Source organism: Nostoc sphaeroides (genome assembly GCF_003443655.1).
GTDB lineage: Bacteria > Cyanobacteriota > Cyanobacteriia > Cyanobacteriales > Nostocaceae > Nostoc > Nostoc sphaeroides.
In genome coordinates this window covers 2,824,087-2,839,701 of record NZ_CP031941.1, presented here as the reverse complement: position 1 = coordinate 2,839,701, position 15,615 = coordinate 2,824,087, and the positions used below count along the sequence as shown (strand labels likewise).

Genomic DNA, 15,615 nt, shown 5'->3' with positions numbered 1-15,615 from the left:
GAGTTAGGAGTTAGGAGTTAGGAGTTAGGAGTTAGGAGTTAGGAGTTAGGAGTTAGGAGTTAGGAGTTAGGAGTTAGGAGTTAGGAGTTAGGAGTTAGGAGTTAGGAGTTAGGAGTTAGGAGTTAGGAGTTAGGAGTTAGGAGTTAGGAGTTAGGAGTTAGGAGTTAGGAGTTAGGAGTTAGGAGTTAGGAGTTAGGAGTTAGGAGTTAGGAGTTAGGAGTTAGGAGTTAGGAGTTAGGAGTTATTATTCTTCCCCTGCCCCCTGGTCACTGAGCGCAGTCGAAGTGTGCCCCCTGCCCCCTGCTCCCCTGCCCAATGGGATATTTTTTTAGTTGGAAGTCCCTTACTTCCTACCAGGGAACTAGGCCATCCTCATCAAAAAAGCCTCCGCTAGAACCATCATCAGGTAGAGTGGCAAGTCTCACTGCTACGATCGCTCCCTGCTCAACAGTGCGGTATCCTTGGTATTGATTAATGTCAGTTGCTGTAAAACCTGGGTCAGCAGCATTAATTTTAATCGGGGTATCTTTAAGTTCAGTAGCCAACAAAACTGTGAGCGCATTTACTGCTGTCTTTGATGAGTTATATGCAAGAAGCTGAAAATCAGCGAACTCATAATTTGGGTCAGAGTTTAGAGTCAGAGAACCTAAACCACTTGATAAATTCACTATTCGCCCTGCTGTTGACTTCTTTAAAAGTGGCAGCATCGCTTTTATAACTGCAAACACTCCAAATACATTCGTCTCGTAAGTGTGTCGCAGTGTTTCAATATCAACTTGACTCGGTGGAAGGCGATCGCCATCACTGATTATCCCAGCATTGTTTACAAGGATGTCAAGTTTTCCGAATTCGCTTTCAATTTGTTTAGTCGCAGAATCGATTGTTTTTTGGTCGGTGACATCAAGTTGAACTGATCGGGCATCGATCTCATTTAAACAAAGTTTATTCGCCGCTTCTTCACCACGTTTGATATCTCTTGCAGCAACAAGAACAGTAGCGTCTCTAGAACCTAGTTGGCGTGCGATCTCATACCCGATACCTTTGTTTGCACCAGTAATCAGCGCAACTTTACCTTTTAAATCTTCTGACATATTACTTCTCTATTTTGATAAACACTGACAAATGTTACTATCTTCGAGCAAGTCTAGTACACTTAGGATTTAGTAATCCTACATAAGTAATGATTTGCTGTTGTGTTTTCACCAGTAGTCATTCACACCTCAGATAGCGGTTGAGAAAATATTTGCAACCTAAACTAACAATTGACTCAAAAATCCTTGGAGAAAATAGATATGCAAACCAAACAGCTCGGTAATTCGGAGCTTCACATTACCCCAATCGGCTTTGGAGCTTGGGCGATCGGTGGAGGTGGATGGGCTTTTGGTTGGGGAGCGCAGGATGATCAGGAATCGATGGAAGCGATCGCTCGCGCTCTGGATCTGGGCGTTAATTGGATTGACACCGCAGCTATCTATGGTCTGGGACATTCGGAGGAGGTTGTTGCTAAGGCGCTCAAGGGTCGATCTAGTCGTCCCTACATTTTTACTAAATGCTCAATGATCTGGGATGAAAAGGGCGAAATTGGTCGCAGCTTGAAGGCGGATTCTGTGCGGCGGGAAGTTGAAGATAGTTTGCGCCGACTTGATATTGAAACCATTGATCTCTACCAGATCCACTGGCCTAACCCAGACTCAGATATCGAAGAAGGCTGGACGACTCTAGCCAAGCTCAAAGATGAAGGGAAGGTTCGCTATATCGGAGTTTCAAATTTCAATGTAGAACAGTTGAAACGTGTTCAAGAGATTTCACCAGTTACCTCATTACAACCGCCTTATTCACTAGTTAAGCGCGATGTCGAAAACGAAATTTTGCCCTTCTGTAAAGAAAATAACATCGGTGTAATTGTGTATTCACCGATGCAATCTGGCTTGCTTACTGGAAAGATGACATCTGAGCGGGTTGCTAATTTACCAGATGATGATTGGCGCAAGAATAGCAGTGAATTTCAGGAGCCACGTCTATCTCGTAACCTGAAGCTGGTGGAGGTGTTACAGGATATTGGTAAGCAATACGATCGCTCCCCTGGTGAGGTAGCGATCGCTTGGACTTTAAACAATCCGGCGGTGACGGCTGCGATCGTTGGCGCACGCAATCCCAAGCAGGTGGAAGGAATCATCGCTGCTGGGAAATTTCGCCTCAATCAGCAGGAGCTAGATCAGATTGGCGCTTTCTTGCGTGAGAATCCATAAAGGAGGAATTGCGTAAACTTTGAATGGTGGCGATCGCATGTTTCGCCACAATATCAATTTCCTCTTGGGTATTAAATCGGCCAATCCCAAACCGCACTGAGGCATAAGCTAACTGTTGGGGGTTTCCCAGTGCTGTAAGTACATGGGAGGGGGCTGTACTTGCCGATGAGCAAGCAGAACCAGAAGAAATCGCCATTACTGGCTGTAATCCTAGCAACAGTGCGGCTCCATCCACTCCCTCAACGCTGATATTCAAGTTTCCCGCCAATCGGTATTGAGGATGTCCGTTGAGATGAATTCCTTCAAGTTGGGAAAGCTGTGACCACAAGCTTTGCCTTAACTGGGTGAGGCGTTGGTTTTCTGTTGCTTGTTCAGCCAAAGCGATTTCTACAGCCTTCCCAAAGCCGACAATTTGCGGTGTATACAATGTCCCAGACCGCATCCCCCGTTCATGTCCGCCGCCGTGCTGCTGGGGAGCTAGTTGGACTCTGGGGTTACGCCTGCGGACGTACAGCGCCCCAATTCCCTTTGGCCCATATACTTTGTGTGCAGTTAGCGACATCAAGTCAATTTTCATCGCTTGCACATCCAGGGGAATTTTACCAATAGCTTGGGCTGCATCGGTGTGGAAAATGATGTTGTAAGCATGGCATAGTTCCCCAATTTCGGCTATTGGCTGTAAAACGCCAATTTCGTTATTTGCAGCCATTACCGAAACCAAAATTGTCTCAGGGCGGAAAGCTTTGTTTAACTCATTTAAATCAATAAGTCCATCTTTTTTAACTGGGAGAATAGTGATTTCAAAACCGAGAGTTTTTAAATAATTACAAGGGTCAGTTACTGCATTATGTTCAGTGACAACAGTAATAATATGCTGACCTTTTTTAAAATAAGCTTCAGCAACACCTTTAACAGCTAAATTATTCGCTTCTGTTGCACCACTGGTAAAAACAATTTCTTCAGGAGTAGCGTTAATTGCTGCTGCTAAAATCTCTCGCGTTTGCTTAACAGCAGCTTCTGCTTCCCAACCGTAAACATGACCGATACTTGCTGGGTTGCCAAACTTTTCTGTGAAGTAGGGGAGCATTGCTGCTAATACCCGTTCATCTACGGCTGTTGTAGCGTGGCAATCAAGGTATATAGGACGAATAGACATAATTATTTCAAAGTTTGACTCAAATTTTTTAATACACTTAGAACTTGATACAATTCATTTTTTCTTCTCAACACCGTAAATTCATCAGATAACGCATACTTTGGTATATTTTGTTTAATCAGTTTTACAAAAATGAAATGACTACCATTTGTTACTAATCCAAAAGTAGGTTTGTCTTGATTAGGATTAGCCAACATATAAACAAGTGCTTGAGGTACGGCTTCTAAAAGAGAAAAGCTAGACCTTTTAGATTCAATTGCTAACAACCAAAATTGTTCTTGAATAACTAAAACATCAATTCTACCTCTAATGATTTCTCCTTCATCTTCCGCAGAAATTCTTATTGATTCCTCGCCTCTCATATAAAAAGGCTCATCATAAAATCCAGCTAAATTGAGTAAAGTAGATAAAACTACTAATTTTACTGTTTCTTCTGACAAAGGAGGACGCTTGACTAAGCGGAGAAAATGAAGTTTTATTCTGTCTAAATCTTGCTTTTCTAAATCTGTAGTTTCCGGTAAATTTTCAAACCATTCTGTGAAGAATGCCTCATCTTTGGCTAGTTGTAGACTAAATCTTTCTTCCAAATAGGCAAGCCCAACATTTTGTGCTTGAATAAATTGAACCATAATTCATTTTAAAGATGCAGTTTAAATATTATAACAGGTTTCTAAAATTAACCTATATACAAATATTAAAGATAATTAACTTATAACTTGACCTATTGTTTTTAACATATTCAAAACTTTATATAATTCATTTTCGCGTCTATATAAAGTTAATGTCTCAGATAAAGCATACATTGGTTTATCTTGTTTTATTTATTAGTAACTATAGCTGATTTTGAATAACTAATACATCAATTTTACCTTTGATAATTTCTTTAGTCTCTTCTGTTAGTAGTGCATCAGCATCGCTTGCTCAAATAAGCTGCTCACATCCTGCTTGATTACTATAAATGTGATTCACGTAGCATTGCTGTAACTATACCTGCATCCAATCGTGTTTGCCTAACTCATTTGGGACTTTGCGTTGCTGCTAATTCCCTTAATTTAGTTAAAACGGCCAAAGCATGACCTTTGGTTTTCACATTCGGCCAAGCATAGACAATCATTTTATCAGGTGAAATTAAAAAAGTTGAGCGAGCAACACCCATATATTCTTTGCCCATAAATTTTTTTAAGCGCCAAGCGCCGTAGGCTTCTGTCAAAATATGTTCTGGGTCACTTAAAAGGGTGATTGACAAGTTATGTTTGCTGATAAATTTACAATGGGACTTACCCAAATCGGGACTCACGCCTAAGATTTTCGTTCCCAGTGCGCTGAAGTCTTGATACAACTCGCTGAAATCTTTCGCTTCGGTGGTACAACCGGGTGTGTCATCTTTGGGGTAGAAGTAGAGGACAACCCACTGACTGCTGAGATCGTCGAGAGTGACTGAATTGCCATTTTGGTCAGGGGTGGAGAAATCTGGCGCTGGTTGTCCGACTTGGGGAATATTGCTCATGATAGAAGTGTGAGAGATTGCGACCGCTTTAGAATTGTACATAGATTGAGCGATCGCACGTAACCACTAATTACGAATAGTATTAGTTTTGGTTGAATAATAGCAAAACCCAAACAATTAGAAGCAATTTTTACTTACAAGCAACTACTTCACTGAGAAAGTACCAAAACTTCCTTCAAATACTGGTAAGCGTACTTCAAATTCATTGGTACTAGTAGAAAAAATTACAGCCCTAATACTGCTTCTGTCTTTAATTAAATAGTATATTTGTTTAGCATCCCGAAGCCGTATTTCCGTGATTATTTTTCCTATTTCATAGCCTTCAATAGATCCTGTCTTTACATTTATCACTCGAATATCAGAAGGAAACTTATTGAGTGTCTCTTGTAAATAAGTTTCTAAATTCATCTTAATAGGTATTTTTTCATAAGAGACAATTACATTAGTTGGGAAGCTTGATTCACCCTTATACGAGTCAAAAGCCAAGATAGAAAAGGCCGAAGGGTTTAGTTTCAGCATTTGAGCAGACCCTTCCCAGCTTGAACCAAGGCTTTCTATTTTTCTAATCATTGCATCTAGATTTTGACTGGGGTCGCCACCTTCCCAACTTGGAGGCAACCACAATTCTGCACCACCACCCTCAAACTTCTTCCAACCAGATGGAACACCTGAAGGTATATTTTCCTCAGAAATAGAAGGTTGTTGACTCGTTGAATCAGTACTTGCTTGCTCAGAATTATTTGCTGACTCCTTAGAATTACTTGCTTGTAGCTCAGTTGGTGTTGAAGTTAGCACTGGCTGACTTGGATGAGATTGAAAAGGCTTATAGATTCCTCGACTACCGAATTTAATTAAAAATAGTATAGCGAAAGCAATTACTCCACCTGTGAATTGGGCAGTCTTGCTAGAAAATATATTGGTTTCAGTTTTTGAAGATTCAATTTGGGTAGTCACTGAGCTTTTAAGTTGCTTACTTTGTTTAGGCTTTTCTATTTCTGTAGGTGGTAATTGTGATGCTGAAGAACCAATAGAATATGACTGCACAGTTGAATTAATCTCTGATAGACACCTCAAAATCATCTGGGCATTTTGAGGACGCTTGCCAGGAAATGCTTCCATCAGGTAATCAATCAAACCAACTACCTGCTTAGATATTTGTGAGGCACTGTCTCGCCACATTAACTTACCAGTTCGCGGGTCTTCAGAAAATTGATCTGGAGATTTGCCAGTAAGTAAATAAACAAATGTGCGACCGAGGGCGAAAAAGTCTGATTGTGGTACGGCTTTACCATTGGCTTGTTCCAATGGTGTATAACCTGGTGAAATAATCCCTGTTATATTCTGCCCTGCTGCTTTTTGATGATAGGTTTGTGTAACTTCTCTTGCTGTACCAAAATCTATCAAAGCTAGATGTCCATCTGCTTTGAGCATAATATTTGCTGGCTTGATATCTCTATGAAAAAAGTTCTGTTGATGCACTTCATGCAAAATATTTGCCAACTGAGTTAGCCATAAAAGTGCTAACTTTTCATCAATGGGGCGATTACTTCGTTGTTCCATATATTGGTACAAGTCTAACCCCTCGATTTTCTCCATTACCAAGCAATGCAGTGGCGCTTGGCTATTTTTGGGAGAAAAGGTAAAGTACCCATCTCCCTTTGGAATCCCTGGATGATTCAGATGGCTTAAGACTTGTGCTTCTTGCTGAAACAGGGATACTGCCTTGGCATCATCCAGCATTAGAACTTTTAAGACTTTAAGGGTGTTAGCGTAGTTGACTTCAAATGTCTTGGCAAAACCACCAGCACCTAATTGGCGAGTCACTCGATACCGTCCTTCCAAGAGCAATTCTGAGCCACAGGCTTGACAAAACAGTATATTTTCAGAATTTTGGGGTCTTGGGCAATGGGGATTAATGCAGAGGTTCATGGTGTTTTTTGCAACACAGTTTGCCCTGACAGTCTAGCCTTACTAGGATATTCACGTCACCAGTAAAAATTAGGACAATGAGCTATGCCTGCGGTTCTTGCAAGCCTATGCACTCATTCATCTTTGTTTACCATAAATAAAAGTTCTCTAATAAGGTTGAGAGCGATGCCTGCGGCAACCCCTACGGTGTACGCTTATATTTATCCGCCATAATAATGACTTAACCCACAAGTATTTTTATTTATTCTCACCCTTCAAAGTTCACATGGCTAAAGATATGCAACGCGAATTTACCAACCGCGATGAGTTGGTAGCCTACCTGCGCGAACAATTCCCAGATGCGGCGCAACGCGATGACCACATCAGTCAAACCGTCGGAGGACGCAAAGCGGCAGAGAAAGCGCTGGAAAAAATCGATGCAGTAAGCTACGCGCAAACACGAAATTTTTTCGCAGGTGCAGTCACGCGACTTTCGCCTTACATTCGCTATGGCGTTTTGAGTTTGCGAGAAATTCGAGATTATGTCCTTGAACGGGTACAGCACCCAAATGATGCTACAAAACTAATTAACGAGTTAGGCTGGCGCGACTACTGGCAACGGTTGTATGTCAAATTAGGAGATGGAATCTGGAAAGACCAGGAAGAGTACAAAACTGGTTACACTGTGGCTGAATATGCACCCGAATTGCCCCAAAATATCAGACAAGGAACGACAGGTAGAGTTTGCATCGACAGTTTTAGCCGTGACTTAAAAGAAACTGGCTATCTCCATAACCACGCCCGAATGTGGCTAGCAGCTTACATTGTCCATTGGCTGCGTATTCGTTGGCAAGCAGGAGCCAAATGGTTTCTCGAACACCTTTTAGATGGAGATCCTGCTAGTAATAATATGTCATGGCAGTGGGTTGCCAGCACCTTTAGTCAGAAACCGTATTTTTTCAATCGTGAGAACTTAGAACGCTACACCAAAGGCGTTTATTGCCAGAAATGTCCCCTTTACGGCCATTGTGATTTTGAAGGCAGCTATGAAGAATTAGAAGTGCGACTTTTTCCGAAAGGGGAATTTAGCAAACAAGCCAATAGCCAAAGTTGGCAGCGCCCAAAGAAAGGGAAGGGGAGCAGGGGGAGTAGGGGAGGACAAGGGGGACAAGGAAGAGAATAATAACTCTTGACAAATGACTAATGACAAATGACAAATGACTAATGACTAATGACTAATGACTAATGACTAATGACTAATGACTAATGACTAATGACTAATGACTAATGACTAATGACTAAACCAATTGTTTGGATACATGGAGATTGCCTCAGTCGATACAACCCTGTACTACAAAAATATCCCGATGCCCCAGCTATCTGGGTTTGGGACGAGGCTTTGATAGAGGAATGGCAACTGAGTCTCAAACGCATCGCTTTTATCTACGAATGCTTGCTAGAGTTACCCGTTGTTATCCGTCGTGGCGATGTGGCACAAGAAATTTTAGCTTTTGCTCAAGAACATGATGCGAATTTAGTTGTCACAGCTAAGAGTCCGAGTCCCCGATTTGATGATATCTGCAATCAAATGGAGGGTTCTATAGCAGTGGAAATGCTAGAAGTAGAACCATTTTTTGACTATGATGGCTATATTGACCTGAAGCGGTTCTCGCGCTATTGGAAAGTGGCTCAAAATTATGTTTTTCGTTCAAATCTGTCGCTCTCCGACTCAGAAAGAGATGGTTTTGTGTAGTAAAACCAGGGAGAGGTTTTTTTATTAAGCTAATTAGGCGGTTACTACATGAGTGAGCCATCGAATTCACGTCTTTGGGCGTGGATAGGTTGATTCAAAATATGAAGTATTAAATTTTCTGACTACGTTCTCGTGCTAAATTACTAGAGCTTGGAGTTGGGAAACTCCGGTTAAATTCCGGGACTGTGCCGCAGCTGTGATGGGATCACCCAAGTCAGAATGCCAACTCTCAAGATGTCAGAGAAGACACATTCACTGTCTACTCCCTGCGTTGCACGGGGAAGGAGTTCCAAGTTTGCTTTCTGAATTTGCCACTTGTCCTGGCTTGTTTTATGCTACACCTGCCGCCGATGGTATATTATCTCGCATTAGAATACCAGGTGGAATTATTAGTAGTCAGCAGTGCCGTGCGATCGCAGATATAGCAGAACAGCACGGTGGCAACTATGTAGATGTGACTAATCGAGCTAATCTACAAGTCCGTGAAATCCGCACGGGGATTAATGCTGAGGTTCTGAAACACCTACAGTACATGGGATTGGGTTCTCGTAATCCTGTTGTAGACCACATCCGTAATATTATGACCAGCCCGACTGCTGGTATCGATCCGCTAGAATTAATCGACACCCGTCCTTTTGTCCAAAGTTGGGATGATTATATTGCTGCACATCCGGCGCTTTCGGGACTGTCGGCAAAATTTAGCGTTTGTTTTGATGGTGGTGGGATAATTCGGGTGTGCGATCGCTTGAATGATATCCTATTTGCTGCTGTCTTAGTTGATGGTAATGTATATTTCCGCCTCTATCTCAGTGTCGGTGCAAAAGGTCAACCGCCCAGCTATATGGGAATTTTGTTATCACCAGAAAAATGTTTGCCCGTCTTGGCAGCTTTGGCAGAGGTCTATCTAGCTCATAGTAATACTACAAGTAAGCGTCGGCTACGGCTATTAGAGTTATTGAATACTTTGGGTTGTGAAAATTATCTTCAGGAAGTTGAACAGCGTCTAACTTTTTCTCTTTTAAGTGACCTAACCCCCAACCTATTAGGAAAGGGGGAGGAATTCTTTACTCTTTTGCAAGGAGAGGGAAAGTATCAGCATATTGGCCTCCATCCCCAACGTCAGCAAGGCTTATTTTACATTGGTGTCGTCTTACCCCTTGGACGATTGGAGAGTAACCAAATGCGGAGTTTAGCAGATTTAGCAACGAAATACGGTAGCGGCACTCTTCGATTAACCCCTTGGCAAAATCTGCTGATAACAGATATTCCTCAGCAATGGGTTGCTGATGTCCAAAGTGAAATTGCTTTCTTAGGATTAGATTCCTCAGCAACCAATATCAAAAGTGCATTAGTTGCCTGTTCTGGCAAAAAAGGTTGCGCCTCTTCTGCCACGGACACCAAAAGTCATGCGTTGGCATTAGCAAAGTATCTTGAAACTCGCGTTACTCTGGATTGTCCAGTTAATATCCACTTTAGCGGCTGCGAAAAATCCTGCGCCCAGCATAGCAAGAGTGATATTACTCTGCTTGGTGTCAGCATTCAGGCTGACAATGGAACTGTGGAAGGCTATCACGTTTATGTTGGTGACAGCAATGAGAAATTCGGACGTGAACTATATCAAAATGTAACTTTTGCCGAACTACCTGCATTAATAGAGCGGATGCTATATGTATATAAAATTCACCGCCTAAATTCTGATGAGTCCTTTGGGGAATTTGCTAATCGGTCGATATGCAGAAAAATCGAACCGCAGAGGCACAGAGAACACGGAGAAATAAGAATTTGAGAGGTATTTTGTGTAAGTCTTGTATTTAATTTCTCTTCCTCTGTGTTCTCTGCGCCTCTGCGGTTAGTTAACAAATCAATCCAAAATCTAAAATCCCAAATCGAATGCCCGACTACATCCGAGATGCCAACGAAATTTACCGCAATTCTTTTGCAATCATCCGGTCAGAAGCCAACCTAGATGTGCTGCCGCCAGATGTAGCAAAAGTTGCTGTGCGTCTCATACATGCCTGTGGAATGACGGATATTGTCACTGACTTAGGATATTCACCAACAGCAGTACAATCTGCAAGGGCAGCACTAGCAGCAGGAGCTACAATTCTGTGCGATTGTCGGATGGTTGCTGATGGCGTTACCAGACGGCGGTTGTCCGCAAATAATCAAGTTATTTGTACCCTCAACGAGCCGGAAGTGCCAGAAATTGCCCAGCGTCTGGGTACTACAAGGTCGGCAGCAGCTTTAGAATTATGGCGATCGCACCTGGAAGGATCGGTAATTGCAATTGGTAATGCGCCCACAGCACTATTCAGACTCTTAGAAATGCTCGACGAAGGAGCGCCGAAACCTGCGATTATCTTAGGCTTTCCAGTGGGATTTGTCGGTGCAGCCGAATCGAAAGCGGCGCTGGCAGCAGATAGCAGGAATGTACCATTTTTAACATTACACGGTCGGCGCGGTGGAAGTGCGATCGCAGCCGCCGCAGTTAACGCCCTGGCAACGGAGGAAGAATGAATATGAAATCCAAAGGTCGTCTCTATGGAATTGGTGTCGGCCCTGGCGATCCCGAATTATTGACTCTGAAAGCATTGCGGCTATTACGTGCGGCTCCTGTGATAGCCTATCAATCAGCCACAGATAAAGAAAGTATTGCTAGAGCGATCGTGGCGCAATATCTTCCTGGGAATCAAATCGAGGTATTATTTCACCTCCCCCGTGCCTTAGAACCAGAAAAGGCCAAGTCTATTTATGACAAGGAAATTGAACCAATCGCCCAACATTTAGCCGCAGGTCGAGATGTTGTAGTGCTATGCGAGGGCGATCCATTTTTCTATGGTTCATTCATGTACGTTTTCACGCGGTTATCTGAAGAGTACGTAACAGAAGTAATCCCCGGAGTTTCTTCGCTGATGGCTTGTCCGGTAGCCTTGGGTATACCTTTCACTTACTACACTGATATTCTTACAGTCTTACCCGCCCCATTACCAGCAGAAGAACTGACTACACATCTGTTGATAACTGATGCAGCAGCAATTATGAAGCTAGGTCGTCATTTTACTAAAGTACGAGATATTCTGCATAAATTAGGGCTAGCATCACGGGCAAGATATATTGAGCGGGCATCAACATCACAGCAACGCATCATACCCTTGGATGAAGTTGATCCAGATGAAGTGCCTTATTTCTCGATGATTGTGATTCCCACTAAGAATCGACTATAAACCAAAAATCAACACAGTTGAGTTAAGCATTTCTTAGTTAAGTAGTCAGACAGAATTAATTACACAATGTCATTGCGAATGGAGCGAAGCGGAATGAAGCAATCGCAAGGGCTGGGATTGCTTCGCTTCTCTTCGAGACGCTAACGCGAACGCTCGCAATGACTGTAAATATTTTTGTCCGACTACTTATCTTGCTTTTTTTATTTTAGCGATCGGATTTGCTGGATTTGGATAAATTTATAATAGACACCTCCAGAAATTAAATATGCGTCACCCAGAACCCTTGTAGAGACGTAGCAGTGCTACGTCTCTACGTTCTTTTTCGGAGATGTCTATCTAATACGTACAAAACGTACAAAACTGATAAATACAAGACGCGATGAATCGCGTCTCTACAAGGGGGATCAAAAAAACGATGCCTGCGGCGGGCTATTCGGCGTCGCATTCCCATTCTGCAAACAATATTAATTGGCGTAAATGCCGAAAACCGCGTTCGCATAATGACCAATAAGTAGGCATCATTCACGATGCAATGATGCCAATTGCTTTGCGATGATTTAGACTTTACCATAAATAAATACTTCAAAAAAAATTGATGGCTCCTAATAGCACCTTCACTCCTGATGCGATCGCTGCTGGCTTTCATGCCCTATCCGATCCCCTAAGAATTCAGGTCTTAGAACTCCTGCGCTCTCAAGAACTATGCGTCTGTGACTTATGCGACCACCTGGGAACCACTCAGTCTAAACTGTCTTTTCACCTCAAAACCCTGAAAGAAGCGGGTTTGGTTCGCGCTCGTCAAGAAGGGCGCTGGATTTACTACAGCCTCAATCTGTGTCAATTTGTTCTTTTAGAGCAGTATCTAGCAGAATTCCGCCGCTTTAGCCCAATATTGCCTATTCGTCCCCCCTGCGAGAGTTAAAAATCCATCAATTTTTTTTGTAATGTTTTGTTTACTTTTACTTGTGTACGGATTGACAAATCAATTTTTTTTGAAATGATAGAAAGATACTAACTCACAGGGGTGGGGTTAATGAAGACAGCACCAAAGGAATTGGCTCTTGCACTTGGAATGTTGGCTTTAACGACCAGTTGCACAGTAGCATCTAACACATCTACTCAAACTCAGCAGTCACCTGATGTAACTCAGGTAAGAGATTCTGGTAAGGCTGCAACAGCAACAATAAAAATTGATGGTTCCAGCACAGTCTATCCGATTACGCAGGCGATCGCTAAAGACTATCAAGCCAATCCAAAGAATCAAGTGCAGGTTGCAGTTAACATTTCTGGTACTAGTGGCGGGTTTGAGAAATTCTGTAATGGAGAAACCGATATTAGCAACGCTTCTCGACCAATTTTGAAGGCAGAGATGGAAGCTTGCAAAAAAAATGGTGTGACGTATATGGAGTTTCCCATTGCTTTTGATGCGCTTACCGTCGCCGTCAATCCGCAAAACGATTGGGCAAAAGACATCACAGTAGCAGAATTGAAAAAGATTTGGGAACCGTCAGCCCAAGGGAAAATTACTCGCTGGAACCAAGTACGTCTATCTTGGCCAGATCGCCCCCTTAATTTGTATGGTGCTGGGAAAAAGTCTGGTACTTTTGACTACTTTACAGAAGCGACTGTAGGTAAAACAAGAGTCAGTCGTAATGACTACACAGCAAGTGAAGATGATGAAGTATTAGTGGATGGTATTAGCAAAGATCCAAATGCTTTAGGTTACTTTGGCTATGCCTATTACGAAAAACACCAAGATAAGTTAAAAGCACTGGCAATTAACAACGGCAAAGGTGCAGTACTGCCATCACGTCAAACTGTAGAGAAAGTTCAGTATCAGCCCCTTGCTCGACCTTTGTTTATCTACGTTAATTTTCGGGATAACCAAAACAAAAAATTAGTAAACAAATTTGTCGAATTTTACATTGATAAAGCTCCAACAATAGCAAGTACTGTGGGTTATATACCTTTACCAGATGACAGCAAACGCCTCAATTACGTTCACTTGTATCAAGGCAAAGTGGGAACAGTATTTGGAGGAGAAGCAGAAATGAACCTAACAATTGGGGAGTTGTTACGGAAAGAAGGCAAGTTTTAGCGATTTCTTTTGTTTTTAGGTTTATTCCCATGAGTCAGAATTCACAAGCTAGTACAGCCCGGATACAGGCAGGAAGCAATCTAAGTTTTTTTGAAAAATATCTCACCGTTTGGGTATTTTTGTGTATCTTTGTCGGAATTGCACTAGGTAGATTGTTTCCAGGAATAGCGGTAGCTCTTGATGCAATGAGTGTGTATCAAGTGTCTATTCCCATCGCAATATGTTTGTTTTTCATGATGTATCCCATCATGGTGAAGATTGACTTCACACAAGCAGCAAATGCTATCCGCGCCCCAAAACCTGTCATTCTCACCTTGGTAGTGAACTGGTTAATTAAACCATTCACGATGGTAATATTTGCTCAATTTTTCTTAGGATGGTTATTTCGTCCTTTAATTACCGGAACTGAGATCATTGGCGGTAGCGAAGTAGCACTAGCAAATTCTTATATTGCTGGTACTATTTTACTAGGAATTGCACCTTGTACAGCAATGGTACTGTTATGGGGATATCTTTCCTACGGCAACCAGGGACACACCTTAATAATGGTGGCAGTAAATTCTCTGGCGATGCTATTCTTATACGCACCATTGGGTAGATGGTTATTAGCAGCAAATGATTTAACCGTACCCTGGCAAACTATTGTTTTATCAGTAGTGATTTATGTTGGGTTTCCCCTAGTGGCGGGGATGTACAGCCGTTACTGGATTTTTAAATATAAAGGTACAGAGTGGTTTGAAAGACGATTCTTAAAGTATCTGACTCCAGTTTCAATTACTGCTCTATTGCTAACATTGGTACTGCTATTTGCATTCAAGGGTGAACTAATTGTTAAAAATCCCTTGCATATATTGTTAATTGCCGTACCACTATTTATCCAAACTAATTTCATTTTCTTGATTAGTTATGTAGCAGCATTGAAGATGAATTTATCCTACGAAGATGCCGCACCCGCAGCATTAATTGGAGCAAGTAATCATTTTGAAGTTGCTATTGCCACTGCTGTGATGCTATTTGGTTTAAATTCAGGTGCAGCACTGGCTACAGTGGTAGGGGTTTTAATTGAAGTGCCAGTAATGTTGATGCTGGTTGAGTTTTGTAAACGCACAGCAGCTTGGTTTCCACGGGAACCGGAAAAAGCAACATTGCAAGATCCGCGCTGTTTTGGTGTTTTAAAATGATCGCAATCTTTAGCAATCTAAGGCTTGAAGCAATGGAGCAAGAAACAATTCAACCGATTTCAGAAAATCTATGGTGGGTGATTCCAAGGAAACTAGCAGGTGTTCGTAAGCCCATAGCAGAGGAGTTGACAGAATTACAGACAGCAGGTGTACAAGCAATTGTTTCTGTTATGGATGACCCCTCTAACTTAGATTTGTATCAACGAGCAAACATTCCTTATCTTTGGTTGCCAATTAAAGGTGGCACGACACCCAGCCAGGAGCAACTTCAGGATTTACAAAATTTCGTTGAGAGTCAAAATAACCTTGGCAATGGTGTTGCAATTCATTGCACCAATGGCAGACGGCGAACAGGGACAATGCTAGCTTCTTACTTGATTTGTAGTGGCTCATCTTATAACGATGCAATCAAGACAATTGAGGGTGCAAACCCCGAAATAGAACTGCGAGAAACCCAACATAACTTCCTACAAGAATTAGAGCGAGTTAAACAAATAACATAGCTCACCTGCCAATTCTTAGTGGTAACAACACAAGTA

Annotated in this window: 15 protein-coding genes and 1 riboswitch; of the genes, 10 read left to right on the top strand and 5 right to left on the bottom strand. The window is 42.1% G+C overall.

All coding sequences use genetic code 11. The features are described from left to right. Positions 1 to 350 precede the first annotated feature (350 nt). On the bottom strand, positions 351 to 1,091 hold the full coding sequence (locus tag D1367_RS12615) for an SDR family oxidoreductase (RefSeq protein ID WP_118166768.1): 741 nt from the start codon (positions 1,089 to 1,091) through the stop codon (positions 351 to 353). Positions 1,092 to 1,292: 201 nt separating this feature from the next. Here D1367_RS12615 and D1367_RS12610 point away from each other — a divergent pair, with 201 nt between their 5' ends. Then, positions 1,293 to 2,249, top strand: a complete 957-nt coding sequence (locus D1367_RS12610) for an aldo/keto reductase (protein WP_118166767.1) — start codon at positions 1,293 to 1,295, stop codon at positions 2,247 to 2,249. Here D1367_RS12610 and D1367_RS12605 read toward each other — a convergent pair. The 4 genes from D1367_RS12605 to D1367_RS12590 form a co-directional block, all read right to left on the bottom strand. After that, positions 2,197 to 3,405, bottom strand: a complete 1,209-nt coding sequence (locus tag D1367_RS12605) for a cysteine desulfurase family protein (RefSeq protein ID WP_118166766.1) — start codon at positions 3,403 to 3,405, stop codon at positions 2,197 to 2,199. The two genes, D1367_RS12610 and D1367_RS12605, sit on opposite strands and share 53 nt — an antisense overlap. Before the next feature lie 2 nt (positions 3,406 to 3,407). After that, a complete protein-coding gene (locus tag D1367_RS12600; protein WP_118166765.1) occupies positions 3,408 to 4,034 on the bottom strand; it encodes a restriction endonuclease subunit R in 627 nt (208 codons plus the stop codon). Between the two features lie 386 nt (positions 4,035 to 4,420). After that, entirely contained in the window at positions 4,421 to 4,912 is a 492-nt protein-coding gene (gene bcp, locus D1367_RS12595; protein ID WP_118166764.1) for a thioredoxin-dependent thiol peroxidase, read from the bottom strand. A 144-nt stretch (positions 4,913 to 5,056) separates the two neighbouring features. Continuing rightward, on the bottom strand, positions 5,057 to 6,841 hold the full coding sequence (locus tag D1367_RS12590) for a serine/threonine-protein kinase (protein WP_118166763.1): 1,785 nt from the start codon (positions 6,839 to 6,841) through the stop codon (positions 5,057 to 5,059). A gap of 265 nt (positions 6,842 to 7,106) precedes the next feature. Here D1367_RS12590 and D1367_RS12585 point away from each other — a divergent pair, with 265 nt between their 5' ends. The 9 genes from D1367_RS12585 (at position 7,107) to D1367_RS12545 (ending at position 15,579) form a co-directional block, all read left to right on the top strand. Next, positions 7,107 to 8,003, top strand: coding sequence for an FAD-binding domain-containing protein (locus tag D1367_RS12585; RefSeq protein WP_118166762.1), 897 nt, complete (start codon positions 7,107 to 7,109; stop codon positions 8,001 to 8,003). Positions 8,004 to 8,114: 111 nt separating this feature from the next. Continuing rightward, a complete protein-coding gene (locus tag D1367_RS12580; protein WP_118166761.1) occupies positions 8,115 to 8,573 on the top strand; it encodes a hypothetical protein in 459 nt (152 codons plus the stop codon). Positions 8,574 to 8,717: 144 nt separating this feature from the next. Continuing rightward, a riboswitch (adenosylcobalamin-variant (AdoCbl-variant) riboswitch) is annotated at positions 8,718 to 8,806 on the top strand. After that, on the top strand, positions 8,773 to 10,359 hold the full coding sequence (cobG, locus tag D1367_RS12575; protein ID WP_118166760.1) for a precorrin-3B synthase: 1,587 nt from the start codon (positions 8,773 to 8,775) through the stop codon (positions 10,357 to 10,359). (Overlaps the previous riboswitch by 34 nt.) A 104-nt stretch (positions 10,360 to 10,463) precedes the next feature. Next, on the top strand, positions 10,464 to 11,090 hold the full coding sequence (locus D1367_RS12570) for a precorrin-8X methylmutase (RefSeq protein ID WP_118166759.1): 627 nt from the start codon (positions 10,464 to 10,466) through the stop codon (positions 11,088 to 11,090). Between the two features lie 2 nt (positions 11,091 to 11,092). Next, positions 11,093 to 11,797 (top strand): precorrin-2 C(20)-methyltransferase, encoded by a 705-nt coding sequence (locus tag D1367_RS12565; RefSeq protein WP_118166758.1) that lies wholly within the window; start codon positions 11,093 to 11,095, stop codon positions 11,795 to 11,797. A gap of 595 nt (positions 11,798 to 12,392) precedes the next feature. Further along, positions 12,393 to 12,719, top strand: coding sequence for an ArsR/SmtB family transcription factor (locus tag D1367_RS12560; protein ID WP_118166757.1), 327 nt, complete (start codon positions 12,393 to 12,395; stop codon positions 12,717 to 12,719). A gap of 111 nt (positions 12,720 to 12,830) precedes the next feature. After that, a complete protein-coding gene (locus tag D1367_RS12555; protein WP_118166756.1) occupies positions 12,831 to 13,895 on the top strand; it encodes a PstS family phosphate ABC transporter substrate-binding protein in 1,065 nt (354 codons plus the stop codon). 29 nt (positions 13,896 to 13,924) lie between these two features. Continuing rightward, positions 13,925 to 15,076 carry an ACR3 family arsenite efflux transporter gene (gene arsB / locus D1367_RS12550; RefSeq protein ID WP_118166755.1) on the top strand — a complete coding sequence of 384 codons (1,152 nt, stop codon included), beginning with the start codon at positions 13,925 to 13,927 and terminating at the stop codon, positions 15,074 to 15,076. Continuing rightward, positions 15,073 to 15,579 (top strand): phosphatase domain-containing putative toxin, encoded by a 507-nt coding sequence (locus tag D1367_RS12545; protein WP_118166754.1) that lies wholly within the window; start codon positions 15,073 to 15,075, stop codon positions 15,577 to 15,579. Before arsB ends, D1367_RS12545 begins: the two co-directional genes overlap by 4 nt. Positions 15,580 to 15,615 lie beyond the last annotated feature (36 nt).